24 protein-coding genes and 1 pseudogene are annotated in these 26,083 nt (G+C 55.4%); 10 read left to right on the top strand and 15 right to left on the bottom strand.

Annotated features, from left to right (window positions below; genetic code table 11):
- Positions 1 to 4: 4 nt before the first annotated feature.
- Positions 5 to 1,678 carry an isovaleryl-CoA dehydrogenase gene (locus tag K7H09_RS01980; protein WP_039857365.1) on the bottom strand — a complete coding sequence of 558 codons (1,674 nt, stop codon included), beginning with the start codon at positions 1,676 to 1,678 and terminating at the stop codon, positions 5 to 7.
- 244 nt (positions 1,679 to 1,922) lie between these two features.
- Between K7H09_RS01980 and K7H09_RS01985 the strand changes: the two genes are divergently transcribed.
- The 3 genes from K7H09_RS01985 to K7H09_RS01995 all read left to right on the top strand — a co-directional run bounded on the left by K7H09_RS01985 (position 1,923) and on the right by K7H09_RS01995 (position 3,265).
- Positions 1,923 to 2,216: a hypothetical protein gene (locus K7H09_RS01985; RefSeq protein ID WP_027957100.1), complete on the top strand. Its 294-nt coding sequence runs from the start codon at positions 1,923 to 1,925 to the stop codon at positions 2,214 to 2,216.
- A 21-nt stretch (positions 2,217 to 2,237) separates the two neighbouring features.
- A complete protein-coding gene (locus K7H09_RS01990; RefSeq protein WP_022521652.1) occupies positions 2,238 to 2,534 on the top strand; it encodes a YciI family protein in 297 nt (98 codons plus the stop codon).
- 203 nt (positions 2,535 to 2,737) lie between these two features.
- Positions 2,738 to 3,265 carry an HPP family protein gene (locus tag K7H09_RS01995; protein ID WP_022521653.1) on the top strand — a complete coding sequence of 176 codons (528 nt, stop codon included), beginning with the start codon at positions 2,738 to 2,740 and terminating at the stop codon, positions 3,263 to 3,265.
- A 2-nt stretch (positions 3,266 to 3,267) separates the two neighbouring features.
- Here the strand turns inward: K7H09_RS01995 and K7H09_RS02000 are convergent, their stop codons facing one another.
- The gene (locus K7H09_RS02000) at positions 3,268 to 3,840 is read right to left on the bottom strand and encodes a gamma-glutamylcyclotransferase (protein WP_009285951.1); all 573 of its coding nucleotides are present in this window, start codon (positions 3,838 to 3,840) and stop codon (positions 3,268 to 3,270) included.
- 130 nt (positions 3,841 to 3,970) lie between these two features.
- Here K7H09_RS02000 and K7H09_RS02005 point away from each other — a divergent pair, with 130 nt between their 5' ends.
- Both K7H09_RS02005 and K7H09_RS02010 read left to right on the top strand, forming a co-directional pair.
- Entirely contained in the window at positions 3,971 to 4,825 is an 855-nt protein-coding gene (locus K7H09_RS02005; protein ID WP_230803360.1) for a sirohydrochlorin chelatase, read from the top strand.
- 114 nt (positions 4,826 to 4,939) lie between these two features.
- A complete protein-coding gene (locus K7H09_RS02010) occupies positions 4,940 to 6,529 on the top strand; it encodes an ABC-F family ATPase (protein ID WP_022521655.1) in 1,590 nt (529 codons plus the stop codon).
- A gap of 30 nt (positions 6,530 to 6,559) precedes the next feature.
- On the opposite strand, the gene K7H09_RS02015 is transcribed toward K7H09_RS02010, so the two are convergent.
- Together K7H09_RS02015 and K7H09_RS02020 are read right to left on the bottom strand one after the other, a co-directional pair.
- Complete coding sequence (locus K7H09_RS02015) at positions 6,560 to 7,162, bottom strand: cell division protein ZipA C-terminal FtsZ-binding domain-containing protein (protein ID WP_039857361.1); 603 nt, start codon at positions 7,160 to 7,162, stop codon at positions 6,560 to 6,562.
- Positions 7,163 to 7,202: 40 nt separating this feature from the next.
- Positions 7,203 to 7,466 (bottom strand): TspO/MBR family protein, encoded by a 264-nt coding sequence (locus K7H09_RS02020; RefSeq protein WP_230803362.1) that lies wholly within the window; start codon positions 7,464 to 7,466, stop codon positions 7,203 to 7,205.
- 216 nt (positions 7,467 to 7,682) lie between these two features.
- Here K7H09_RS02020 and K7H09_RS02025 point away from each other — a divergent pair, with 216 nt between their 5' ends.
- Positions 7,683 to 8,528: a helix-turn-helix transcriptional regulator gene (locus tag K7H09_RS02025; protein ID WP_022521658.1), complete on the top strand. Its 846-nt coding sequence runs from the start codon at positions 7,683 to 7,685 to the stop codon at positions 8,526 to 8,528.
- 4 nt (positions 8,529 to 8,532) lie between these two features.
- Here the strand turns inward: K7H09_RS02025 and K7H09_RS02030 are convergent, their stop codons facing one another.
- Both K7H09_RS02030 and K7H09_RS02035 read right to left on the bottom strand, forming a co-directional pair.
- The gene (locus tag K7H09_RS02030; RefSeq protein WP_230803364.1) at positions 8,533 to 10,032 is read right to left on the bottom strand and encodes an aldehyde dehydrogenase; all 1,500 of its coding nucleotides are present in this window, start codon (positions 10,030 to 10,032) and stop codon (positions 8,533 to 8,535) included.
- Positions 10,029 to 11,276: a M20 family metallo-hydrolase gene (locus tag K7H09_RS02035; protein ID WP_230803366.1), complete on the bottom strand. Its 1,248-nt coding sequence runs from the start codon at positions 11,274 to 11,276 to the stop codon at positions 10,029 to 10,031. Before K7H09_RS02035 ends, K7H09_RS02030 begins: the two co-directional genes overlap by 4 nt.
- Before the next feature lie 154 nt (positions 11,277 to 11,430).
- Here K7H09_RS02035 and K7H09_RS02040 point away from each other — a divergent pair, with 154 nt between their 5' ends.
- The 3 genes from K7H09_RS02040 (at position 11,431) to aguA (ending at position 15,385) form a co-directional block, all read left to right on the top strand.
- Entirely contained in the window at positions 11,431 to 12,837 is a 1,407-nt protein-coding gene (locus tag K7H09_RS02040) for an aminotransferase (RefSeq protein WP_230803368.1), read from the top strand.
- Positions 12,838 to 12,911: 74 nt separating this feature from the next.
- Entirely contained in the window at positions 12,912 to 14,258 is a 1,347-nt protein-coding gene (locus tag K7H09_RS02045; RefSeq protein ID WP_230803370.1) for a Na+/H+ antiporter NhaC family protein, read from the top strand.
- Positions 14,255 to 15,385, top strand: a complete 1,131-nt coding sequence (gene aguA, locus K7H09_RS02050) for an agmatine deiminase (protein WP_051430584.1) — start codon at positions 14,255 to 14,257, stop codon at positions 15,383 to 15,385. The genes K7H09_RS02045 and aguA overlap by 4 nt, the downstream gene beginning before the upstream one ends.
- Before the next feature lie 72 nt (positions 15,386 to 15,457).
- On the opposite strand, the gene K7H09_RS02055 is transcribed toward aguA, so the two are convergent.
- Positions 15,458 to 16,576, bottom strand: coding sequence for an alkene reductase (locus K7H09_RS02055; protein ID WP_022521664.1), 1,119 nt, complete (start codon positions 16,574 to 16,576; stop codon positions 15,458 to 15,460).
- Positions 16,577 to 16,758: 182 nt separating this feature from the next.
- Here K7H09_RS02055 and K7H09_RS02060 point away from each other — a divergent pair, with 182 nt between their 5' ends.
- Positions 16,759 to 17,514 (top strand): FadR/GntR family transcriptional regulator, encoded by a 756-nt coding sequence (locus K7H09_RS02060; RefSeq protein ID WP_027957091.1) that lies wholly within the window; start codon positions 16,759 to 16,761, stop codon positions 17,512 to 17,514.
- A 20-nt stretch (positions 17,515 to 17,534) separates the two neighbouring features.
- Here the strand turns inward: K7H09_RS02060 and K7H09_RS02065 are convergent, their stop codons facing one another.
- The 8 genes and pseudogenes from K7H09_RS02065 to K7H09_RS02100 form a co-directional block, all read right to left on the bottom strand.
- Positions 17,535 to 18,794, bottom strand: coding sequence for an allantoate amidohydrolase (locus tag K7H09_RS02065; RefSeq protein WP_081742642.1), 1,260 nt, complete (start codon positions 18,792 to 18,794; stop codon positions 17,535 to 17,537).
- Positions 18,795 to 18,846: 52 nt separating this feature from the next.
- The gene (locus K7H09_RS02070) at positions 18,847 to 19,548 is read right to left on the bottom strand and encodes a DUF1028 domain-containing protein (protein WP_027957089.1); all 702 of its coding nucleotides are present in this window, start codon (positions 19,546 to 19,548) and stop codon (positions 18,847 to 18,849) included.
- 18 nt (positions 19,549 to 19,566) lie between these two features.
- On the bottom strand, positions 19,567 to 20,961 hold the full coding sequence (locus K7H09_RS02075) for a YfcC family protein (RefSeq protein ID WP_022521668.1): 1,395 nt from the start codon (positions 20,959 to 20,961) through the stop codon (positions 19,567 to 19,569).
- Between the two features lie 172 nt (positions 20,962 to 21,133).
- Positions 21,134 to 21,505, bottom strand: a complete 372-nt coding sequence (locus tag K7H09_RS02080; RefSeq protein WP_027957087.1) for a hypothetical protein — start codon at positions 21,503 to 21,505, stop codon at positions 21,134 to 21,136.
- A gap of 161 nt (positions 21,506 to 21,666) precedes the next feature.
- Positions 21,667 to 22,854 (bottom strand): annotated as a pseudogene (locus tag K7H09_RS02085) (M24 family metallopeptidase).
- A gap of 69 nt (positions 22,855 to 22,923) precedes the next feature.
- A complete protein-coding gene (locus tag K7H09_RS02090; protein WP_027957080.1) occupies positions 22,924 to 23,664 on the bottom strand; it encodes a sulfite exporter TauE/SafE family protein in 741 nt (246 codons plus the stop codon).
- Positions 23,665 to 23,675: 11 nt separating this feature from the next.
- Positions 23,676 to 24,356 carry a transglycosylase SLT domain-containing protein gene (locus K7H09_RS02095; protein ID WP_171051082.1) on the bottom strand — a complete coding sequence of 227 codons (681 nt, stop codon included), beginning with the start codon at positions 24,354 to 24,356 and terminating at the stop codon, positions 23,676 to 23,678.
- Positions 24,357 to 24,443: 87 nt separating this feature from the next.
- Positions 24,444 to 25,862 carry an aminotransferase-like domain-containing protein gene (locus tag K7H09_RS02100; protein WP_230803372.1) on the bottom strand — a complete coding sequence of 473 codons (1,419 nt, stop codon included), beginning with the start codon at positions 25,860 to 25,862 and terminating at the stop codon, positions 24,444 to 24,446.
- Positions 25,863 to 26,083 lie beyond the last annotated feature (221 nt).

Genomic DNA, 26,083 nt, shown 5'->3' on the forward strand with positions numbered 1-26,083 from the left:
GGTTTTATTCCACGGGCCGGGCACGCTGGATGATTGCCGCGCAATCCAGACCAGTAGGTAGCGTGCCTGTATTGAGGCCACTGCGGTCGGCAAGCCGACCAGCGCAGAATGCATCGGCCACATAAGCGGGGGCGTGCTGAACCAGCAGGGCGCCCTGTAACGCTAGGGCCATGCCGTCCGCCAGTTGGCGGGCGCGGTACTGGAGCGTTTGAGTATCCTGCATCTGCCGCTGTAATTGGTGGATAAAACGGTCAAGATGCCCATTGGCGCCCTGTGAAAGGCCGAGTTCGGCGAAGTAGGCGTCGAGTACTTCGGGCTGTTTTTCAATCGCGCGCAGGATATCCAAGCACTGCACATTTCCGCTGCCTTCCCAAATGGCGTTGATGGGCGACTCGCGAAACAGGCGCGCCATTATGTGGGTCTCCATGACGCCGCTTCCACCAATCACCTCCATTGCCTCGTATGCGTGGTGGGGCGTGCGTTTACATATCCAGTACTTGCCCACAGGGGTGGCGATTCGCGAAAGCAGGCGCTCATGCTCGTTGTCCTGATGATCCATGGCGCGGGCCATACGCAGCATTAAGGTGGTGGCGGCTTCGCTCTCAATAGCCAAGTCAGCGAGCACATTTTGCATCAGCGGCTGCTCGCTGAGCCGCTTCCCAAAGGCATGCCGATGAGAGGCGTGATGAATGGCCTGGGCGGTGGCTTGGCGCATTCCGGCAGCTGAACCAATCATGCAGTCGTAGCGGGTCATGGCGACCATCTCGATGATGGTGCGCACACCGCGGCCTTCATCGCCCACCATCCAGGCAAAGGCGCCCCGCAGCTCGGTCTCGCTGGAAGCATTCGATACATTGCCCATTTTACGTTTTAGCTGCTGTATATGAAGCGGGTTCTTACTGCCGTCGGGCCGCCAGCGTGGCAGCAAGAAACAGCTCAAGCCACTGGGCGCCTGGGCGAGTACCAGAAATGCATCGCACATTGGCGCGGAGACAAACCATTTATGCCCCACCAGCTCAAAAGCTTCCCCCGGCCCGCCTTGATCAATCGGGTAGGCGCGGGTGGTGTTCAAACGCACATCGGAGCCGCCCTGCTTTTCGGTCATTGCCATGCCCAGAGTGAGGCCCTGTTTCTCGAAATAGGGGACGTTGCGCGGGTCGTAATGTGGGGCGGTGATTTTATCGCCCCAGCTCTCAAGCAGGCTGGGTTGATGGCGCAGTGCGGGCAGGGCTGCAAAGGTCATGGTAATCGGACAGCCGTGGCCCGCTTCTACCTGGGCCTGTAAAAAGTAGTTGGCGGCCCGATAAACATGCGCACCGGGCCGAGGGGTTCGCCAGGGGCTAGCATGCAAGCCGTGCTCTATCGCCGTTTGCATAAGCTGATGATAGGCGGGATGAAACTCGATCAAATCGACCCGATGGCCTTGCTGGTCGTGGGTCACTAACTGGGGGGAGTAACGGTTGGCCTCAACCCCCAAGGCAATCGCCTCAGCAGAGCCCGCCCACTGGCCAAACGTCTTGAGTGGGGCATCGTCGTCAGACCCGCTTTCACGGTTAACGCCTTCCTGAAGAACGCGATCAGCTGTGTAGCTATTGTAGCTTTCCAGCGGTGGCGGCTGGTTTTCTACCTGGTGAGTGCTAGCTTGGAGTTGATCGGCCAGGGGGTAATGATGGTTCATGGCAGGCACCTAGCGCGTAACGACGATAAGGGTGATTGTTTAAACGAACGTTTTACGGCTCATATATTTTGGAGCGTTTATGAGAGCATAGTTGCTGGACGGAGTAGTTGCTGGACGGAAAAGTCGCTAAAAACGGAAGGCGAAGAGGGGGAGGGATGGATCCTGCTTTGCTCAGTCAGCGTATTTAACCGACAATGCCGCTTATCCTTCTCAGTCACGGGTACTATCGATGCAAGCAAACGCGATGCAGACAAACGGCTTTTTTGACGAAATTGGCGAAACTATCGGTGAAGCCATCCGCGTGGTGGTGGAGTTTCTGCTGGGCATTTTCACCAACTTCTTCGGTGCGTTCGGCGATTTCATCGATGGCCTGACGCGTTCGCTGGGAATCAGTGATTCCTTTTTCAGCATTGCTGTCTTAGTGATTGGGCTGCTGATTCTGTGGGGCGGTTTGCGCGCTTTTCTGCGAGGCTCGATAATCGGCGGTATTGTACGTACCGTATTGGGGCTGTTTATTCTTTCGTGGTTGATGATGTAGACACACTGAGAGGAGGAGTAGATGAAGCAGTTTGCGTTGATCGCCTATGATTACACCGATGAGGGGGCCTTAAACCGCCGCCTGGCTTGTCGCGAGCTGCACCTGGAAGGACTGCGTAATCTCTATCGGTCGGGTAATTTCGTAAGTGGTGGGGTAGTGCTGAACGATGAAGGTAAAATGATCGGTTCAAATGCACATTTCAGATTTGCTACTCGAGAAGATTTAGAGGCTTGGCTGGCGCAAGAGCCTTATATGACTGAGCGTGTCTGGGAGCAGGTCGATATACGCGAAGTTAAGCTGTTTGATCCCTCTATATAGTATGACGAACGAGCTCGGGTATTGTTTATAAAAAATGTCATAAAATAATGCCCCCGTTTCTCTCCTTGGTTAACACCCCATACACTGATGATGAGCAATCGCGTTGCCCTTGAGTCAGTTTCATCAGGGGCATGATAGATTGTCATTTGCTTATTTGGTGCATTTTGGCATCATTTGCACTCATTTTGTGCAAAGCGAGTGTAATGAAAACTTATCTTGGCAAGATGCGGGGGCAGCCAGTCAAGCGTGCCCGGGTAGGCTGGCAGGATGCTTTTTGGTCATGGGTCGGGGCCTTTACCGGTATGGCGGTCATTTGCTGGTTAAGCTCGGCGTGGCTGTCACAACAACTGCTCATCGTAGGCTCCTTCGGCGCAACCTCGGTGCTCATCTACGCAGCACCTGAAAGCCCTTTTGCCCAGCCCAGCCATGTACTCTTTGGCAGCGTGCTCTCCGCGGGTATTGGCGTTGCTTGCTACCAACTGCTGGGAGCGACCCCCCTCTCAATGGCTCTGGCCGTATCACTGTCGGTGCTGGGTATGCAGCTAACCCATACGGTTCACCCACCAGGAGCCGCGGCGGCTCTGATTGCGGTAGGCGGGGGTGCCAGCGTTCATCAACTGGGGTGGTGGTATCCTCTTTTGCCAATCGGAGCGGGCAGTATAGTGATGCTGGTAATCGCCATATTGGTCAATAACCTTGCCCGTCACCGCCGTTATCCGCGCTACTGGTAATGTTAAAATTGACTCAGCTGTTGTTCCAGAGCAAAGATATGGGCATCTTTGGCGCCTAGTTCCCGCAGCGCCACGGCGAGGTTGACCAAGTAGTCGCGGTTGGGGCCGCTGGGCCCATGGGCGTTGGCAATTTGCTGGGCGATCTCATCAAGCGGCGCGTCGCCCAAAAAGGCCGGATTGTCATCGCTGGCCAGATAAATAAGCCCTTCGCTCTGTTCGGTTCCGTTGCCTTTCTCGTCCATAAACGTCAGCGGTACTTTTTCCCGCAAATAGCCGTTCTTCTCCCGCACATCCAACGGCGCGAGCACTTCCGGGGCAATGCGGTAGGCCATGCCGTGGCAAATCGAATCTTTGGCGCGGATCAGCGTTGCCACCCGCCCAGGCGCTTCAGGCGTGCCGCGGTGATCATGGGAGCCCTGCCAAAATCGCCGCTCCCAGCCGTGTATATACGCCGGGCGGCGCTCCAGGTAGGCAAAGTCAGCCTTCCAAATCAGTGAGCCGTAGCCGAATAGCCATATCGCCGCATGGCCTTCGAAGAAGTTTCTTTGCTGGTTAAGTGCAGTGGTATCAAGCATCGGTATCAGGCAGCGTTTTTAAGGCACATTTTTCAAGTAACATGGGGGCCAACGACGGTGTAAAACCACCATCTTAACATGTCACGGTTGATCACCCACACGATTGCCAAGACCACGACTGGAGGCAGCCATGCGCGCGATTTTTCTGGTGGATAACGGCTCGCTACGAGCGCAGGCAACGCTGAATTTACGCCGCGTGGCGGCTTCGCTTAGCGGGCTTGTAGGCGAAACCGTGCAGGCGGCCTCGCTGCTGCACTCCAATAAGATTCCTGCGGATGAGGTGGGAGGTATTCCCGCCACTACCCTTGGCCCCGCCGCTGAATGCAGTGCCGAACAGGGGGCAACGGAGATTATCGTGCTGCCGTTCTTTTTTGGCCCCAGCAAAGCGCTGACGGGTTATCTCCCCGAGCGCATGGCCACGCTGCAGGAGCGCTTTCCCCACGTTAAGGTGCGGGTAGCCCAGCCCTTAGTGGATGAGTTCGGCGATAACGACCTGCGTTTAGCCCATCTGCTGGCCGATAACGTGCGCGACAAGCTTCGCCCAGGTACTAAACCGCATGTGGCGCTGGTGGATCACGGCAGCCCGATTCCTGAGGTTACCGCCGTACGCAACCGCCTGGCGGGGCAGCTCAGCGTGCTGCTAGCCGATGACGTAGCGTGTGTTGCCGCTGCCTCCATGGAGCGGCGCGAGGGCGATGAGTACCGCTTTAATGAGCCACTGCTGGAAAACTTGCTGGCGCTACCCGAGTTTAAGATAGGCTCGGTGATCCTGGCGATGCTGTTTCTTTCGCCGGGGCGCCACGCCGGGGAGGGCGGCGATATTGCCGAGATTTGTGCAGCGGCTGAACAGCAGTATCCAGGGCTTTCCGTTACCACGACGAAGCTGGTGGGGGAGCATCAAGGGATCGTTGATATATTGCACTCGCGGCTGCGCCAAGCGCTTGATGATGAACGCTTTCTACTCGATATCCCGGCAAGCGCCTGACGCCACTAGGGTTTGATGGGTGAATACACGCCTAATAGCGCGTAGAATCGCGAGCCTTTCTATTCGTTGTAAGCTGTCGTCGTTACTGACAATGCGCTAACCAGGGCTCCTTTTGTGATCGCTACCGCCAATATCACCATGCAGTTTGGGGCCAAGCCCCTGTTTGAAAATGTCTCCGTTAAATTCAATAACGGCAACCGTTACGGCCTGATTGGCGCGAACGGCTGCGGCAAATCCACCTTTATGAAAATTCTCGGTGGCGATTTGGAGCCCACTTCCGGCCAGGTGATGCTGGATAGCAGTACACGGCTGGGTAAGTTGCGTCAGGATCAGTTTGCGTTTGAAAATGAGCGGGTGATCGATACCGTCATCATGGGCAATGTAGAGCTCTGGTCGGTCGCCGCTGAGCGTGAACGCATTTACTCCCTGGCAGAGATGAGCGAAGAGGACGGCATGGCCGTCGCTGACCTGGAAGTGCGCTTCGCCGAGCTGGACGGCTACACCGCTGAGCCCCGCGCAGGCGAACTGCTGCTAGGCCTGGGCATTCCCATTGAGCAACACACGGGCCCGATGAGCGAAGTCTCTCCCGGCTGGAAGCTGCGCGTGCTGCTCGCCCAGGCGCTATTCGCTGACCCGGATGTACTGTTGCTGGATGAGCCGACCAACCACCTGGATATCAACACCATCCGCTGGCTGGAAGATATTCTTAAAGCGCGCAGCAGCACCATGATCATCATCTCCCACGACCGCCACTTCCTGAACAGCGTGTGTACGCATATGGCGGATCTGGATTACGGTGAAATCACCCTGTTCCCGGGTAACTACGATGATTACATGACCGCCGCCACCGCTGTTCGCGAGCGTCAGCACTCGGATAACGCCAAGAAAAAGGCCCAGATTGCCGAGCTGCAGCAGTTCGTGAGCCGCTTCTCCGCTAACGCCTCGAAAGCTAAGCAGGCTACGTCTAGAGCGCGTCAAATCGATAAAATCAAACTGGAAGATATCAAGCCTTCCAGCCGCGTAAGCCCCTTTATCCGCTTTGATCAGGCGAAGAAAATCCACCGTAATGCCGTCAACGTGGACGGCATTACCAAGAGCTATGAGGGCGACAAGCCGCTGTTCGAGCGTCTTTCCATGACTGTGGAAGCCGGTGAGCGCATTGCTATTATCGGCCCCAACGGCATCGGCAAAACCACGCTGCTGAAAACCCTGGCGGGCGAGTTACACCCGGACGCGGGCGAAGTGAAGTGGACCGAAGCCGCTGAAGTGGGGGTTTTTGCTCAGGATCACAGCGACGACTTTGCCGTCGATGCCACGTTGTTTGAGTGGATGTCAGCATGGACTCAAGGTGGCGAGCAGGTGGTTCGCGGTGCTCTGGGGCGGATGCTGTTTTCCAGCGACGATATTGGAAAATCGGTGAAGGTCATTTCCGGTGGCGAGCAGGGGCGCATGCTGTTTGGTAAGTTAATCCTTACTCAGCCCAACGTAATGCTGATGGATGAGCCGACTAACCACCTGGATATGGAGTCTATCGAGGCGTTGAACCTGGCCCTGGAGAACTACCCCGGCACGCTGATGTTTGTGAGCCACGACCGTGAGTTCGTCTCGTCACTGGCCACGCGCATTATTGATATGCAGCCGGAAGGCATTGTCGATTTCAGCGGCAGCTACGATGACTACCTGCGCAGCCAGGGGGTCGTGTGACGTTGTTTTTGTCAGCATAGCTCTGTAAATCTATTCGCCGATAATTTGCTCAAAGGTGCTGTCGGTGGCGAGTTCGCGCTCGTCATTGAGCATTTTGCCGCTAAACACCGTCTGCATCTCTTTGGCGAGTTCTACGTAGACATGCATTTGTTGATTACGTCGCTTACGTAGCGGTGGTTTCACTAATAAGCTAATACCCTTGATGGGCTCATGGGTTTCCCCGCGCAGCAGGTCAGGCATTTCCCCCGGTGGAAAGGCGTTGGCGATAGTGACTGGGTTGGAAGGCTGTTGGCCGTCGATTAAAAATATCTTCTTAAGCGCGTCGTAGTGAGCGTCTTTCTCCCGCAGCCACTGGGTAAGGCGCTCGTCTGAATCTTCACTGGGTTGATCAAAGATTATAAAAAGCGAATGCTGCTTAACTTTTTTAGTTTGCTTTGAGGGTGCAGGGGTGTCAGGTTCTTGAGCTTTTTCAGAGTTGTCTGCTTGTACCGGACGAGGCGCAGCGGCTTTCGCTTTCGCTGCGCGCCGTCGGCGGCGCCAGGGCACAATGACATATATAAATATCGCTGTTGCCATTGCGCCTAATACCAGCGATGCGAAGGCGAGTACTATTATAGTAGTGGTGCGATCCATACTCTCAGAATCCTTTTTTTAATCAGCGCTCAGGCTTTATTTAGCCGACGACAGTTTGTTTACGCCCAAAGAACAGCCACGACCACGCGGCATTGACCATAAGCTGCAGCGCGTAAGCCGCTAAGCTTGCTGAGCGCCATACTGAGTCATCCGCCATATAAATACGCCAAGCGACGATAGCCATCAACAAATACAGTATGCCCCAAGCGAAGGGGAAAGCGATATTCGGTGGTGTCCAGCTTGGCTTACTTAGTTCGCGGAACCAACCATCAGGCCGAAAGTGCGCACCCAGTCGTGGCGGCAAGGCCGACGAGCAGTAGAGACACCAGCAGCGCTAATAGCGAAGCAAGCATTCATTACCTGTATGTTCAAACGAAAGAATCAATAGCCTAGCAGCGTTTATCCAAGAGGCTCAACACAAAGTAATCACGAGCCGTAATGAGTCAATTGTATTGCCTGAGTTTACCGTGTTCGCGCAAGGCAGTATTGTTTTGTCAAACAACCTAATGAAGCGCTACTCATGAAATACTGCTCAACAACCGATGATATCGATAGTACCTTTCTGGCAAGTGCGGGAAGTGCAGCTTGGCATCGGCATATGGCGAGCTTGGTACGCTCATCGGGACAGCGCGATTTCCCCGTTCGTCTGGAGCAAGTGCTGCGCGCGCTAACCGGTTTCGATACGATTCTGATCAATACCTACAAAGGGCGTCATAGACCACTACTGATTCACGACGATTACCCGTCAGAAAATCGCCCTCAAGCGATAGATCGCTACCTCAGCGGTGCGTATTTATTGGATCCTTTTTTTACCGCCATGAGTGGTGGCCTGGATAGCGGTGTGCACCGGTTGCGGGAGCTAGCCCCTGATCGTTTTGAATCCAGTGATTACTATGCTCACTATTATCGTGCGTTAGGATTAGCGGATGAGGTGGGTCTCTTCGCACGTGTGGGGGATGATGTCTTGATGGTGGTATCGCTGGGCTTTCAGGCAGAAGCTCCCTTGAAACGACGTGCATTGCAGGTGTTGAAGAATGTGGTGCCGATGATCGAAACCTTGTTGATGGAGTTCTGGAAATGGCAGGGCGTCCTCTTCCAGCCGACCTTGGAAAAGGACGCCCCGGTGGAAGCTGCCTTCGTAAGCTTTGGCCGAGAGGTTTTAACGGCACGTGAACAGGAAATCGTTCGTCTGTTGCTCGCAGGGCACTCCACCAAATCGGCGGCCCGGGAACTGGATATCAGCGATGGCACTGTGAAGGTACACCGCAAGCATATTTACCAGCGTCTGGATGTCTCCAGTCAATCGCAGTTGTTCCAGCTATTTCTTGAACACGTGGCCCTCATTTCCCGGCAGTTGAGAGGCTAAGGTGCTAGGTTTGTAGCGCCATCCAGATGGTTTTGATCTCGGTATACTCGTCAAGCGAGTGAAGCGATTTATCCCGCCCATTACCGGATTGCTTAACCCCACCGAACGGCACTGTCATGTCCGGGCCTGCCCAGTTGTTAACGTAGACTTGCCCGGAGTGCAGCTTGCGTGAGACGCGCATAATACGATCAATGTCCTGGCTCCAGACGGCGGCAGCCAAGCCGTAGTCGCTGTCGTTGGCAAGTGCCAAGGCCTCTTCTTCGGTATCGAAGCCAAAGACAGACAGCACCGGCCCGAAGATCTCTTCGCGACCTATCGTCATGGCTGGGGTGACATCGTCAAACACGGTAGGGGGAATAAAGAGTCCAGGGCCATCTAACGGCTGCCCGCCCGAGCGTAGCGTGGCGCCCTCTTCCTGCCCCTGACGGATATAATCAAGCACTCGTTGGTATTGAGTGTCATCCACCATCGCCCCCATAAAGCTTTGCGGGTCGAGTGGATCGCCTGGTTGCATGGCAGCCGCAGCGTCCACCACTTTCTCGACGAAAGCGTAGCGAATGCTGTTTTCCACCAATAGCCGCGAGCCAGCGATACAGACTTCACCTTGGTTATGAAAAATCGCCGCGGCCGCGTGCTGAGCTGCGGCGTCTAGATTTTTGCAGTCGGCAAAGATGATGTTGGGGCTTTTGCCACCGCACTCCAGATAAACGCGTTTCAAATTGGATTGGCCTGCGTACTGCATGAGCTGTTTGCCCACTTGAGTGGAGCCGGTAAAGGCGAGGCAGTCGACCTCCATCGACAGGGCCAGCGCTTTACCCACGGTGTGGCCATAGCCGGGGAGTACTTGAAACACCCCGGCGGGTAGGCCCGCTTGTTGGCTTAGTTGAGCAAGGCGTAGCGCCGATAACGGCGACTTTTCTGACGGTTTGAGAATAACGCTGTTACCGGCCGCCAATGCCGGTGCGATCTTCCAGGCGGTCATCATCAATGGGAAGTTCCAGGGAACGATGGATACCACCACCCCGAGTGGCTCGCGCACAATCAAGCCGAGGTGATGATCACCCGTCGGGGCCACCTCACCGTACAGCTTATCGATACTTTCGGCGGTATAGCGCAAGCAGCCGATGGCGCCGTCAATATCCCCTAGCGCACTGGTAATCGGTTTACCCATGTCCAGGGTGTCCAGCAGGGCAAGCTCGTGTTTATGGGCCTGCATTAACGCTGCAAGGTCAAGCAGCGTGGCTTTGCGCTGGCCTGGCGAGAGGCGCGACCACTCCCCCTGGTCAAAGGACTGTCGAGCTACGTGGGTAGCGAGCTCGGCATCGGCGTCATCGCAACTGGCGACCTCAGCCAACACCTTGCCGGTGGCTGGGTTCACCGTGGTAAGTGTGGCTCCGCGCTGCGCATCGACAAAGGTGTCGTTGATATAGGCACGGGTTTCAAAGGAGAGTGTTTTCGCCAGTGCTTGCCACTCGGCTAGGTTCGTGGGGGAAGTTGTGCTCATTGGGTAGCCTCAAGGTAGTTAGCGTTATGCAGTAGCGCGTCGCACAGCACCTGGGTGCCAAGTGCACACTGCTCTGGTGTTGAGTACTCGGCTTCGTTATGGCTGATGCCATCGCGGCAGGGAATGAAGATCATCGCGGTGGGTGCCACCCGTGATACATACACCGCATCGTGGCCCGCACCACTGAGCATTCGGCGGTAAGCGATGCCTCGTGCCCTTGTGGCCTGTTCGATGGATGCAATGCAGTGGTCATTAAATGCCACCACTGGGGAGTTCCAGAGGCGTTGCGGTGTTACCACGACACCAAAGGCCTCTACCAAGGCATCCAGCTCGCTATAGAAGCGAGCCTCCAGCGTGTCTAGTTGGTCGTCGTGCACATGCCGAAGATCGACAGTCAGGGTGACCTGGGCAGGAATCACGTTTCGAGAAGGCGTATTGACCTCCAGGCAGCCAAAAGTCACCTTGCTGTCACCGCTTGGGTCGTCGGCAGCGATGGCGTATAGCCGATCGATGAGCCGGGCTGCCGCGGCCAGGGCGTCATGACGATATGCCATGGGAGTGGTGCCCGCATGGGCAGCGCTGCCTTCAATCGTCAGGTCAAACCAGCGCATCCCTTGCACCCCGGTGACCACGCCGATATCGAGGGCCGCTTCTTCAAGCACCGGCCCCTGTTCGATATGCAGTTCCAGAAAACTGGCTAACCGAGGCTCGCCAATAGGCAGGCTTCCCTTCATGCCTGTCTCCTCAAGGGCCTGTCCAAAACTAATCCCCTGTTCGTCCTGGCGAGCTAGGGTCTCCTCCACAGTAAACACCCCCGCATAGGTGCCGGAAGCCATCATCGCGGGGGCAAAACGGCTGCCTTCCTCGTTCGTCCAAACGATCAGTTCCAGAGGTCGTTCGGTAACGATTTGGTGATCGTGCAGGGTGCGAAACACTTCCAGACCTGCAAGAACCCCCAGCACGCCGTCGAAACGACCCCCTTTCGGCTGGGTATCCAGGTGGCTGCCGACAGCGGCGGGCTCAAGGTCGTCACGTGCACCGGGCCGGCGGAAAAAAAGGTTCCCCACGGCATCACTGCGCACGTGGCAGCCAATATCGGCGCACCACTCGATCAACTGCTGCCGACCGGCGGTATCGTCGGGGGTCAGTGCCAAGCGGTTGCTGCCGCCATTGGGGGTAGCGCCGATCTCTGCCATGGCCATTAAACTTGACCACAATCGCTGACCATCGATGGAAACTTGCATGGCGTGTCTCCTGTTGTGTTTGTTGGGTTAAGGAGATCCACCATAGGAGGCCTTTCGCGCAGCCGATATACCCCAATGGGGATATATTCCCGACACTGTTTTCCCCGCTAGCCTGTGAAGTCACCTCAACAACGGCTTCCTAATAAGCGAGGGTATGACGATGACTCAACAGCAGGCGAAAGGCTCTTACGACGCGCAAGACCTTTGGCAAAAAGATAAAAATCACTTTATTCACCCCTTCACCGACTTCAGCTTGTTCCATGAAAAAGGCTGTGACTTGATTACCGACAGTGATGGTATCTATGTCGAAGATGCACACGGCAACCGCTTTATCGATGGGATTGCCGGCCTGTGGTGTGTCAATGTGGGCCACGGCCGTGCCGAAATTGGCCAGGCGATGGCCGAGCAAGCCACACGCATGGCCTACTTTTCTACTTTTAACAATCTCTCCAATGCCCCGGCCACCGAGCTGGCGGCCAAGCTCGCAGAGCTTGCGCCTGCCCACTTGAACCATGTGTTTTATAGCTGCGGCGGGTCAACGGCCAACGATGCCACCATCCGGCTTGTGCATTACTACTTCAATCGCTTGGGCAAGCCTTCGAAAAAACGGATCTTGTCGCGCACCAATGCCTACCACGGCACCACTTACATGGCGGCGAGCCTGACCGGTATCGCCAGCAATAACTGGCAGTTCGATACACTTGATCTGGTGACCCATCTGAGCGAAGCCAACTGCTATCGCCGTCCAGGGGGGATGAGTGAGGCCGAGTATTGTGATCACTTGGTCGACGAGCTCGAACAAACCATTGACCGGCTAGGAGCGGATAACATAGCGGCCTTTATTGCTGAGCCCATTATGGGGGCGGGCGGCGTATTGGTGGCACCTCAGGGCTACCATTCCCGCGTGCAGGCCATATGCCGTGCCAACGATATTCTGTTCATTGCTGATGAAGTGGTGACAGGCTTTGGTCGTTTAGGGCACTTCTTTGCTTCAGAAGCCGTGTTTGAGACCCAGCCCGATATTATCAATGTGGCGAAAGGGCTTTCATCTGGGTATGCCCCATTAGGTGCAACGCTGATATCTGACGCTCTTTATGAGGTATTAAGTACCCCTCAAGGCCCCGGTGGGGTATTGAGCACCGGCTTCACCTATTCCGGGCATCCCGTTAGTTGTGCTGCAGCGCTTAAGAATATCGAAATCATTGAGCGTGAAGGCATTTGTGAGAATGTTCGCGAAGTTGGCCCCTATCTTGAATTCAAGCTCAAAACGCTCGCCTCTCATGAAACGGTAGGTGACATACGGGGCAGTCATTTCATGATGGCGATTGAAAATGTGGCCAATAAAACGACCAAGGAGTTACTTCCCGTTGACGCGCGCGTGGGTGACCGCGTGGCCGCTGAAGCACAGAAACGTGGTTTGATTATTCGGCCGGTTGGTCATCTCAATATCATCTCGCCGCCCCTGATCTGGACGCGCCAAGTAGTCGACGACGTCGTTGCTATTCTCGACGAAGCGTTTGCCGCCACCACGCGCTCACTTAAAGCGGATGGTTACCTATAAACACTGCTATTCGGGACGGGCGCTAGCGCCCGTCTTCAGTAGTGACCTACGACAACGATAAAGGGGAATAACCAATGGAAGAGTATGGAGTTTTAAGCCTTATACCCACGTTAGTGGTTTTAGTCATGGCGATTATTACCAAGCGCACGATTGAGTCCCTTCTGGCAGGAGCGCTGGTAGGCTTATTAATGTTTCAACCCCTCAATGTCATTACCCAAGGGTCGGATATACTGCTATCGGTATTGGGTAATGACACGGTGACGTGGATTATTCTGGTGTGTGGGCTATTTGGTAGCTTGATTGCCTTGCTGGTAAAAACCGGAGGGGTGTTAAGCTTTGGTGATGCCGTTACCCGACGCATCCATACCCGCCGACAAAGCTTGTTAGCAACGTGGGGGCTGGGTCTAATAATTTTTGTCGACGACTATCTCAATGCGCTGACCATTAGCGCTTCCATGAAGAAAGTGACCGATCGCTTTAACATATCCCGTGAGAAATTGGCCTATATCGTTGACTCCACTGCAGCGCCGATCTGTATTCTCGTACCGTTTTCCACCTGGGCTGTGTTCTTTGCCGGTTTGCTGGAAGAGAACAATGTTGCTGGTAACGGCATGGAGCTGTACATCCAAGCCATACCGTTTATGTTTTACGCCTGGATAGCGGCGGCACTGGTGCCCCTGGTGGCACTGGGCATTATCCCCAACCTTGGCCCAATGCGAGCAGCGGAGGCCCGCGCTGAAGCTGGGCAGCCGCAACCAGATGGCGCTGACGACAGCGCGCTGGAAATAGAAGATACAGGCAAAAAACGCCCTCATCTGCTCAATTTTCTGCTTCCCATTGCGACGCTGATTTTCTTCACCTGGTATTTTGAGATTGATGTGCTGCGCGGCGTGATTGTGGCGCTTGCAGTGACGCTAGTGCTTATCGCGGCGCAGCGGCTATTAAGCTTTAACGATACGTTTGATACCGCGCTAGATGGTTTCAAAGCCATGATTATGCCACTCGGCACGCTAGTGGCTGGGTTTGTGCTTAAGGAGGTGAATGACCTGCTTGGCTTAACCAACTATGTGATCGAGAGTGTTCAGCCTTTAATGACCGCGGGTATGCTACCGGCGGTTGTCTTTGTCACCATGGCCTTTCTCGCTTTTGCGACCGCCTCCTTCTGGGGACTGTTTGCCGTGGCGATGCCTATCGTATTACCGCTTGCCAGTAGTATGGATGCGCATATGCCGCTCGTGGTGGGGGCTTTAATCTCCGCCAGTGCCTTTGGCAGCCACGCCTGCTTTTACGGTGATTCTACCGTTCTTTCTGCCCAAGGGGCGGGGTGTACGCCAATGGCCCATGCGTTAACGCAACTTCCCTATGTCTTAATAGCCGCTGCCGTGGCAACGGGCTTCTTTATAGTGGTGGGGAATATATGAAACACGCGCCGACCTTTCCTACAACGGCCACCGAACCTCTGGCGCGTGAGCTAACACCCAAAGCATTGGGCTTTTCAATGCCGGCGGAGTTTGCGCCTCATGCAGCCTGCTGGATGCTGTGGCCACAGCGCCCAGATACATGGCGCTACGGTGCGAAGCCCGCTCAGCAAGCCTTTGTGGATGTGGCTGTGGCGATTGCTGAGAGCGAGACGGTCTTCGTGGGTGTCAACGATGAGCAGTATGAAAATGCCCGTAATCAGTTGCCTGCGCATATTCGGGTGGTTGAGTTGTCCAGCAATGATGCTTGGATGCGCGATGTTGGCCCCACCTTCATTACCCATCCCGATGGGCGACTCGCCATGGTGGACTGGGAGTTCAATGCCTGGGGCGGGTTGAAGGAGGGGCTCTACTTCCCATGGGACAAAGACAAGCGGGTTCGTTGTAAAATCAGTGAGATGCTGGGTATTCAACGATTCGAGGCCCCGCTCGTATTAGAAGGAGGAGCCATTCATGTGGATGGTGAAGGTACGCTCATCACCACGGAAGAGTGCTTGCTGAATCCTAATCGTAATCCGGAGATGAGCCGCGCCACGATCGAACACTGGCTGCAGGAGTATTTAGGTGTCAGTCACATCATCTGGTTACCGCGTGGCTGTTATCTCGACGAGACCGATGGCCACGTTGACAACCTGTGCTGCTTTATTGCGCCAGGCCATGTTGCGCTAACGTGGTGTGAGGATGAGCAAGATCCCCAGGGCGCTATTTGCCGGGAAGCCTTGCGTGTGCTGGAAAACGCCACGGATGCTCAAGGTAGGCGGCTCACTATTCATAAGCTGCCCCAGCCAGGCCCTCTACATATTGCCGAGGATGAGGCCAGTGGGATTGATCGCCTCAACAGCTCGCATCCCCGCTTACCTGGGGATCGCATGGCAGGCTCTTACGTCAACTTTTATATTAGTAACTCGGCCATTGTGATGCCCTTGCTGGATCCTCGTTACGATGAACAGGCCAAAGGCATTCTATCCCGGTTATTTCCCACGAAGAGGGTGATCGGCGTTGCGGCAAGGGAAATACTGCTTGGCGGCGGGAACATTCACTGCATAACTCAGCAGCAACCACGCGTATAGCGTTTCGCAGGAAAAACGCCTTGTTCAGCCACAGGCTGAACAAGGAGTGGTGATAAAAATCACTCTTGGTCGTTACTGGATACGGTCATAGCCATTATTCATAAATGGATAGTCGGTGTATCCCTTCTCATCACCGCCATAGAACGTTTCGTGGTTCGGCTCGGTGAGTGGTGCGTTAACTCGGAAGCGCTCCGGCAAGTCGGGGTTGGCGATGTAGGGGCGGCCAAAGGCCACGGCATCAGTGGTGTTTTCGCTGATGCGTTTATCGGCGCGCTCGGCGTCGTAGTTGCCGCAGTAGATCAGGCTGCCGCTAAAGCGTTCGCGCATCTGCTCGCGGAAACCATCGGGGAAGGTGATATCGCCACCGGCCCAGTTGGGTTCGTTCAGGTGCAGGTAGGCAAGGCCGCGCTTGGAAAGCTGCTCGGCCATGTAAAATGCCATCGCTTCCGGCTCATCGTCGGTCAAACCAAACAACTCGATAAATGGTGTCATACGGATGCCGACCCGGTCAGCCCCGTAAACGTCAATCACCGCATCAACCACTTCCAGCGGGAAGCGAGCACGGTTTTCCAGCGATCCGCCATACTGGTCGGTACGCTTGTTGGTGCCCGTCGCCAGGAACTGGTTAAGCAAGTAGGCGTTCGCGGCGTGGACTTCGACCATGTCAAAGCCGGCACGCTTGGCGCGTTCGGCCGCTTGGCGATAGTCGGCAACAATGCCTGGGATCTCGTCGGTTTCCAGCGCACGTGGCGTGCTGGTGGGGTGCTGACCCGCGGTGCCATCTTCAAACTCTACGAAACACTGGGCGCCTTCGCCTTTCAAGGCACTCGGTGCTACCGGCTGTTGGCCGTCAGGTTGAACCATTTCGTGAGAAACTCGCCCAACGTGCCACAGTTGCAGAGCAATACGGCCACCTTTGGCGTGTACTGCGTCAACAACGCCTTTCCAGCCTGTTTCCTGCTCATCCGTCCAAATACCGGGTGTATACACGTAGCCACGGGCAGTGGGAGATATGTTGGTGGCTTCGCTGATGATCAGTCCCGCTCCTGCGCGCTGGCCATAGTAAGCTTCCTGAATTTCACCCGGTACGCTATCGGGTGTACGCGCACGTGTCAGTGGCGCCATAACAACCCGGTTAGGAATCGATAGGCTACCCAGTTGGAGGGGAGTAAACAGTGTTTCGAAAGCCATCAATTAAGCTCCTTTTGAATGCTTCGATGAAATAGTACGCACAAGAATAGACCAGTTTACTAGTTAGTGCCAGCCAGATATTTTTAAACGTATTTATGCGCTAGATAACCTTTTATGTGGCATCCAAACTCGCGATCTCTCTGGTACTCTTGCTGCTTATTACCAAGGATGTTGTTGATAGCATGTTAAAAAACGCCCCTCAGCGCCGCCCTTATCAGGTGGCGGAAACCATTAAATGCTGGATCGTGGACAGGCACCTAAAGCCGGGTGACCGGCTACCTAGCGAGTCGGAACTGATGGAGACCCTGCAGGTGTCGAAAGGGACAGTGCGCGAGAGTACGCGAGTACTGGAAGCCCAGGGGTTGGTCGAAACTCGCACAGGGCCCGGAGGCGGCGCTTTTGTGCGTGAGATGAGCGAGGCCAAAGCGGTATCGCTATTAAGTAATTACCTGTTTTTCAAAGAGATATCAATCAAGGATATCTACCAGATACGCTTGGCGTTAGAGCCTGAACTAGCCGCTTCGTTAGCCGGTAAAGTGGCTGCCAGTGATATGGTGCGTTTACGTGAAAGCCTGCATAGTTACGCAGACCCTGCGGACGATAGTGAGACTGAGCGTCAGCAACATCTTGATTCGCTGCATTTCCACCTAATGCTCGCTGAACTGGCCGGTGGCAATCAACTGCTGACATTTATTATCCGCTTCACCATACAGGTGCTCTCAGATCTGACGATTTATCACCGTCTCTATGAGCCAGTTACCCACGATTTAGGACAGACTGGCTGTCGTTATCATGCAGAAATTTTGGATGCCATTGAGCTTGGCGATGCCGAAAGCGCCTATAACATCATGCGCGAGCATATGCTTGATGCCCAACAAGTGATGAATCAGCAGGAGGCTCAGGTACGCCGAGGCTTTTTACCTGAGCCACTAGCGTAACGGGCTGAGGGCGGAAAACGCTATGGACGTGGCAACTGCTGTAAAAATGCCATGATCACTCGCGTCGCGACTTCGCCGTCTTCGGCGGTAATAGCTTCGTCTGGGTGGTGGCTAAGCCCATCTTTACAGCGTACAAACAGCATGCCGATATCGGTTAATGCCTGCATCGCTAAGCCATCATGCCCAGCGCCGCTAAACATTCGCTCTGCCGGTTGGCCAACCTGGGTGCACGCCTGTTCGAGGGCGGTCATCATCCAGTCTGCACAGGCCACCGCATCGGCGCTGTAAGTGTTTTCAATATTAATGGTTAATCCGCGGCGAGTGGCGACTTCCGTTAAGGCGGCTGTTACGACGTCTCGCCCTTGCTGGCGAATGCTCGCTTTGGGTGAGCGCAGCTCTATCGTGAACGTTACCTGAGCAGGTATAACGTTGACCGCATTGGGGTGGACATCGAGCCTGCCCACCACGCCGACCAACTCATCGGTATTCTGCAGTACGCTATCGATGGCAAGCACCATTTCCGCCGCGCCGACTAGCGCGTCATGACGTATGCCCATCGGTGTAGTGCCTGCGTGTCCGGCCTTGCCGCTTAGCGTGACTTGGTGGCGTTCAATGCCTGTTAAAGCCGTAACGATCCCCACGGCATGATCGCGCTGTTCCAGGATTGGCCCTTGTTCAATATGTACTTCTAAAAATCCCAAGGTGTTGGCAGGGTCGCGGGCGGTAGCGGGGATATCCTCAGGTGTGCAACCGAAGGCTATTAATGCCTCTCGCAGAGAGATTCCCTCGGCATCCTGGGCTTCCAGTTGGTCAGGTGTCACGCTCCCGGCCAGCGCTTTACTGCCGACCAGCGTGGTAGGGAAGCGAACGCCCTCTTCGTCGCCAAACGCGACCACTTCTATCCCGAATGGCAGCGTCACGCCTTCGCGTTTAAGTGCCTCCAAGGCCAATAGCGGTAGGGCCACGCCCAGCATGCCGTCGTATTTGCCGCCTTCTATCACTGAATCTTGATGAGATCCCATAATGAAGGTTTTCTCACCCGCTTGAGCCTTGGGGCAGCGACCCACAAGATTGCCGGCGGCATCCAGTTGGGGAGTAAGCCCCGCGTGTTCCATCCAGAGGCTGATTAGCGGCAGTACCTGACGATGCGCCTGGGAGCAGAACAGTCGCGTGACACCGGGGCCTGGCTCAGAGTATTGGGCAGCTTCGTCCAGGCGTTCAATCAATGCCGTTCCCAGTTCGCCTTGGTTAAAAGCAGTGTGAGCAACCGTGTTGATCATAAACTCTCCAATAGGTGCTGGCAGAGGGGCCAGCAAAAGAGTAGAAATGCTTTTAGCGCAGCGGCAGTTGACGCCAAAAGGCTTGAAAGTTCTCGGCCATAAACTCATCGACTAACGCCCGCAATGCGCCGACGACGTCCTCCGACCAGTCGATGCGCAAATCGATAGGCGCTTGATGAAAAGATTCGATACGCAGCGCGGCCGAGCGCGCACCGCGCTTATCGCCACCCGCTGATAGAGCAGCATCAAGAGCATCAATCAGATGCGTAAGCAGATGTTGGTCGTGATGAATAGGGAAGCGGGGCGACTCGTCGCGCTGAATGGCAGCGCTGCTATTAGTGGCGCTAAGGCGTAAAAATTGCTCTGCAAAAATCCTCACGACCTCGGTGCTCTGCAGCATATTCCCAGCGGCAGCGACGCTAGGGAAGCAGGTTTCAGCCACTTCAGGCATATTCTCTGCACCTGAATGTACTGATGTGCGGCCCTGAGAATCCATCACCAAGCATTGGCGGAACCCTGAGTCGCTGTCCTCGCTAACGGCGGCTCTAAGCGCCTGCCGGGCGCTGGCGCCCGCGGCAAGTGCTTCGTATATCCGAGCTGGGTACCACGGGTTGGTAAAGCGCCCTTGGGTGGCGCATGCCCCAATGCCTCGCCAACAGTGATGTACATAGCCTCCCACCGCCACTCCGCCTGTAGCGGTGATGGTAGCGACGGTGCCCGTGTCAGGATTGCAATGAACAAGTGAAAGCGTCATCGCGGTTTCCTATGTTGTTCAGTAACCCACGAGATGGCCAATCACCAACCCTACCCAGGCTAATACATACACCAACGCCATAAAGGGCATAATCGCCTTCAACCACTGGGCGTATGAGACGCGCCCCAACGCCAGCATGGCGAGTGTGCCGCCAGACGTGGGAACAATCAGGTTCGTTAAGCCGTCACCGACTTGGAATGCAGTGATCATCAGTTGACGGCTCATACCCACAAGATCCGCCACTGGAATCAGAATGGGCATTGTCACCAGTGCCTGACCAGAACCGGAAGGGATAAAGAGGTTGATAATACCCTGCACCACACTGGCCATAATCGCGGAAAATATTGACGGAATGCCGTCGATCATAGCGCTCAGCGAGTTAACGATGGTGTCAATAATCACTGCTTGCTCAAGGATGACCTGAATAGAGGCTGCCACCCCGATCACCAGCGCGCCTGCGGTCACGCTGGCTGCGCCCTCCATCATCTGTTTAACAATGCCGTTCGCCGATAGGCCGTTTAAGGCGCCAATGATGATCGCCAGCAGCAGGAACGTGCCTGCAATTTCATTGATATACCAACCGCGAGTGAACACGCCAATGAGCATAGCGACTAGTCCACCCACAAACACGACCATCGTAAGAATGTTGCGTTTGGTGAGAGAGTATTCGCTAAGCGGCTTGCTCAGTGCTTCCGCGTTATCCGGCTCTTCAAACTCCATTTTGACGACGCGTTTGCAGATATACAGCGAGAGCAGTGCAAGTGACGAAAGCACCAGCAACGTACGTAGCCAAGCGCCAGAGAAGGTCGGCAGTTCCGCGATCCCTTGAGCAACCCCCACGGTATAGGGATTGATGGGCGAGAGCGCAAAACCAATCCCAATACCACCAACGGCCATAGCGGTACCCACCAAACTGGAGCAGCCAATGGCGCTGGCGATGAGAACCGCAATGGGGACTAATGCAATGTTGTTTTCAAACCCGACGGCGACACCAAAAAAGCCGTAGATAAAGGTACCGACGACAATAATCACGTTACGCCGCTCAACGCCAACACGATTAACCGCTACGCCGATCGCGTTCTCTAACGCGCCGGTCTTTTGCAGAATATGAAACAGACCACCGGCGATAAAGACGATAAATAGATACTGCGAGGCGGAGATAAGCCCTTCAGGAATCGCCACAAAAATATTGAAGAGTGGGATGTTGGCAACGTCTTCCAAGTAGGCAAAAGAGCCCGGCACCACCACCGTTCGGCCATCTTGGGTAACACGTTCAAACTCACCAGCGGGGATAATGAAGGTCAGAAAATAGGTAGCAACCAGAATAATAAAGATTAGCACCATGGGGTCGGGAACCGCCTGATACCACTTTTTACGCGAGCCAGAGGCTGCCGCGGTTTGTTGTTCAGCCATGAGGATACCCTGTCTTGTGATGTGTCTCAGCGTTGACGCTCGTTGGCGCCTCACCTTGAATTTATCATGATAAATAGCAGGGTCAAGCAAGGCTGAATTTTCAAACGCCAGGAACGCGCCGATTAGACCGATTTGGAGGCCTTAATCGCACGCTTGTTTGTGGAAAAGGGAATTAACGTCGTTGCCAAGGCCAGCGCCGTTTGGCAGGAGTGTCGATCTGCTGGAGCGCACTAGAGAGTGGCAACATAATGGCACCCAGTTGGCGATAGCAGATCGCGCTGCTGAGCACCCCTGGGCACTGTTTGAGTAGCAGCTCGCACTGTTGCGAGGCGATATAGAGCTGTTCGGTGACGGCTGGGGCAAACAGCGGCTTGGACTGTTGGCAGCAGCGAGTGAGCTCCCGCGACAGCATGGAAAGCATGCTGGTATCCATCCAGCAGGGCAGCGGGTCTTCCAGGCGGCCGGCAATAGAATGCTGCACCGCTTCAAAAGAAGTGCGCAAAAATATGACCGTTTGGCGAAGTTGCCGCTGCTCGCTAGTCATTCCACTGCTCCCTCACGCTGGTTGCTTCCTGTGGGCATAATGTGGGCATAGACCCGACCATCTACTATTTGAAGTAAAGAGAGTGTTTCTCATTTGCATCTTTATTGACGATAGCGCTACTCCATCGACCTGTCAATGCTATGGCTATAAGGCGCAGTAGCTTATGAGCCCGCCTCAAACAGCTGCCAGTCGTTATTGGTCAGTGGTTTTGCTCCATTTTCAGTCACCACCACGGTGTCGCTTATGCCAACGCCCCACTGGCCGGGCACCCGCAGGCAGAGTGGCAGGTGAAACACCATGTTGGTTTCAAAAGTGCGGGCCTGCCCTTTGGCGATAAAGCCGGTGCCCTCCACCCAGCTAGGCGGAAACTGAGCGCCCACGGCATAGCCAAAGACACCGGAGAAAAAATACTGGTCACGCTGGGGAGCGAGTAGGGCATCAGCCGCCTAGGCCGCGGCATCAAAGGTATTGCCTGGACGCATGGCGTCGCAGAGCGCTTCAAACAGTGAGCGGCAAAGATCCCGAGTGGCGGAGAGAGCCGGGTTTGGAGCACCCGTCACGGCAGTGCGCATCATGGGTGCCGTATAGCGTTGATAGGCGGCGCCGAACTCTAGGAAAACCGGCTCGTTAGGCTGTATGACACGCCGCTTATGATTAACGTGAATCACCCCAATTCGGTGCCCGCTAGTCACAATTGGCTGGAGGCTCATAAACTCGCTGCCGTTTTCAAGCAGCGCTTTGGCGCCCACGGCGGCAATATCGTTATCGGTCATGCCGGGGCGAATACTCTGTATCGCGGTCTCTAACCCGAGAGCGGTGATTCGTGCGCTCTCTTGCAGCATTTCAAGCTCGGCGGGGCTTTTTACGATCCTAATCGCATCGACCACTGTGCCTGCTTCGCTAAAACGCTCACGGCTAATAGTCTGCATCAGCGCATCGATCACTCCAAAACGCAGCCCGCTGCTCCAGCCATCAATACCAATTTTCGAGCAAGGAGAAAGCAGGTCTGCCAACGGTGTGATGATTTCATCCAGGTTTTCCCAGCGGTAGCCGATGATCTCATCAACCCGCGCGGTGACCACTGCCGCACCGGTTTCAATTGAGGCGACTTGCAGCACTAGCCGCGCTTGGGTGCAAACCAAGCAGGCATGCACCGAGACTTCAAAAGTGTGGTAGCCGGTGAGGTAATTGATATCGGCGGGGTCGGTTAGCAGCAGCGCATCTAATCCATGCTCTGCCATGGCATTGCGCACCTTATCCAGGCGCACCTGGTATTCGGCAGCGGGAAAAGGCAGCTCACTTTGGGCGAGCGTTTCCGCAAGGGCTGTGCGGTAGTGGTGGTAATCCATAGCGACCTCCATTAATAGGTAAGGTCAGTATAGGCACCTGCTTTAAGCTCGCTTTTATCTGCCTCAACGCTAGCGGGTGAGCAGGAAGATCCCCTGAAAAAAGTAGAAGACCCCAATACCGGTCACGATCCAGCGCGTCCAGGTGCGGAAGTTGGCATCGGTGAGACGGTGTAAAATGCGGTTGCCGGTATGGGTGCCAAAGATTGCAAACGGCGCCGCTAGCAGCACAAGGCCCCATTCGCCGGTACTAAGCGCCATGGCGGCGCCGAGATAGAAGATGATTTTAATGCTGTGCGCCACTACCTGAATCATTGCCTTGGTCGCCACGACTTGGCGACGATCCATGCGTGAGCGCACAAAGAATATATCGATTAGCGGCCCGGAAACCCCTGCGGCTATCGTCAAACCGCCAGAGGCGATGCCGCAGCACAGTGCGTGGCTGGCGCGGTTGGCATCCAGGTGAAACCAGCGCTTGGGCAGCCATACCAAAATCGGCATGAGGCCAATCAAAATAGAGACGCTGGCGGCATTGGGGCTGTAGTTGAACAGCAGAAGCAGGCCCGCGGCGCTTAGTACACCCAGCGTCATAAAAGCGACGATAGGCCAGACAATATAGCGTCGCGATAGCCATGCTCGCGACCCATTCGCGGTGAGCTGTATAACGCCGTGCACCGCCATCGCCGTGCCCGCGGGAAAGATCAGCAGCAGAAACCATAGCAGTACCAATCCGCCCGCCATACCAAACACCCCGGAGAGCATCGAGGTAAAAAACACCACGCTAACCAGGGCAGCACCCATCCATAGTGACATCGTCAGCTTCCTTAACTACGACAGAATGGCCAGACCTGGTAAAACTTGCGGCATTGAAACTCCGCTTCGCAAGCATTGAGCTGGGCTTGGTAACGGTTAGCGCGAGCAGCTACTTGTCTCCCCGCACTCAATACCTGTGGTTTGCCGCGGTAAGAACCCCGCTGGTAGCCCCCCGCGCCTTCGTGATAGGCGTAGTAGAGGTGCTCGGGATTGCTGAGCGATATGCCCGCCTGCTGCTGGGAACGACGGTTGTACCAGCCAATAAAGTCCGTGGCGTGTTTCATATGAGTACGCCGGGCAAACAGGCTGCCCGCTTGATCCTCATACTCCCCCCAAACGGGGTCTTGGGCCTGGGCGTAGCCTTTGGCAGAAGAGGGCCGGGGGCCGGGGATAAAGCCTAGATAGTACTTGCGATCCGGGCGGATATGGCTACGAAACGAAGACTCCTGCTGAATAAACGCCATCTGGGTGGCGATCGGTGTGCCCCACTTCTCCTCTGATTCCTGGGCGTAGTCGTACCAACTGGGCTGCTCGCGGAAGATCTCGCAGATATTGCTTTGATCCTGAGGCGGGTTGGGCGCAAAGGTGGCGCAGCCCGAGAGCAGGAGCACAAGACTTAGTGATGCCCAGAGGCGAAGCCTAGCGAAAGCAGCCGAAGAGGCGACGATGAAATTATCAACAGGGTGACGCATAAAAGTCCTTGTGTATAAACCGTTCAAAGCTTGTGGATAAGGTGTTGAGAAACACTTCCTTCCTTACCTGTGCACTATTAATAACGCCTAGCGCAGCAGTGCTTCCAGGCTGCGACGCAGGCGCTGTGCTTCACGCACCAGCGTTTCCCCTGATAGCATGCCGACGCCCATTACTAAGCCGACGCGCGGATCGGTTGGTGCACACACTGGGCTTAATGGACGCACAATTAAATGCTCTTTCAGCAGTGACTGAGCGATTCCCACATCGTTAACGCCCGGCTCAAACTCGACGCAAAGGCTAATAGCACTGCTCGGTGGCGAAACGCTGCGCACCTGCGGCAGCGAACGTAGTTGATCATGCAGCACCTGTTGGCGCCCTAGGTAGTCGCGTTGAATGCGCCGACACCAGGCATCCAAATCACCATCAAAAATAAATTGTGCTAGTACGGCCTGATCCAGCATGCGTCCTTCGCGGAATAGTTCACTGCGCAAGCGGTTCATTGGCCCCGCTAAATGACGCGGTACCACTAAATATCCTAAGCGCAGTCCTGGAAACATCATCTTGGAAAACGAGCCCACCAGCAAGTGGCGCTCCGAGTGCGGGTCAAAGAGCAGATTGGAGTGGTCGTCGCGGTTAAACTCGTAATCATCTTCGACAATATACGCGGGCGCTAGGGCATCGCATAAGCGCTGTTTATCCACCGCACTGGTAGGCACGCTGAGCGGGTAATGGTGCGAGCCGGTCAAGTAGGCCAGCTTGACCGGGCCAGGAGCAGGCGGAAGCATGTGCCCCTGACCTGGCAGCCACGCCACCGGTTCGATTTCCAAACCTGCGGCGGTAAAGACGTTGCGCGCTCCCCAGTAGCAGGGCGACTCCATGGCAACAGTGTTGCCCACATCAGCCAACGCCACGGCGCATAGCTCAATGCCGTTATGGGTACCGTCAGTGATGATGATCTGTTCCGTGTCGCAACTAATATTGCGCCAGCGCGCCAGAAAATCGCGTATCGCGCGCTTTAATGGGCCGTAGCCACCGGTGGAGTAGGAGAGCAGCAGGGCGTTTTGCGGCACCGTTACGCTGGCGTAGAGCTGCCGCCATTTACGCATCGGGAATTGGGCGATATCGGGAATGCCGGGCACGAAGGCGCCGCTTTGGATCATGCTAGCGCCTGGGCCATCCAGCACCCGCTGGGCGCGTGATGAGAGCTGTGCATTGCCATGCAAGGAAAGGCTGGGCGTAACGGGCCGACACGTCCAGGTGCCTTGGCCGTGGGCGGTCTTAAGCAGTGCCTCCTCGAGTAGCGTATGGATTGCCAGCGCCAGGGTTTGGCGGGCAACGCCAAGGGCATCCGCCAACTGGCGATGGGAGGGCAGCCGCAGCCCGGCAGGCCACTGCTGGGTAATGGCTTGTCGCAATGCCTGCTCAATACGCACCTGCTTACTCAACCGTTCCGGTTGGAGTGCATAAAGCTGTACAAGTTGGTGCACGACCTCCTTACGATCCATTTGAACACCCCTTAATCCCGCTTAACCCGCTAACGGCGGGCACTTAGACGAAAGCCGTATGAAAATAGTGCACCCTTTCGGTGCGCATGAAAAGTGGTCTAGTCGAACGCAAAAGTGGTGCGTTCGCGTTTTCTCTCCCGCCTGCTAGCGTGTGGTCATCCTGTTTGGCGAAACCGTTAAAAACATGCCTATTCAAAGAGAGGCTGTTAAAACAGGATCAG

The sequence above is a fragment of the Halomonas sp. IOP_14 genome (assembly GCF_021021315.1).
Taxonomy (GTDB): domain Bacteria; phylum Pseudomonadota; class Gammaproteobacteria; order Pseudomonadales; family Halomonadaceae; genus Vreelandella; species Vreelandella titanicae.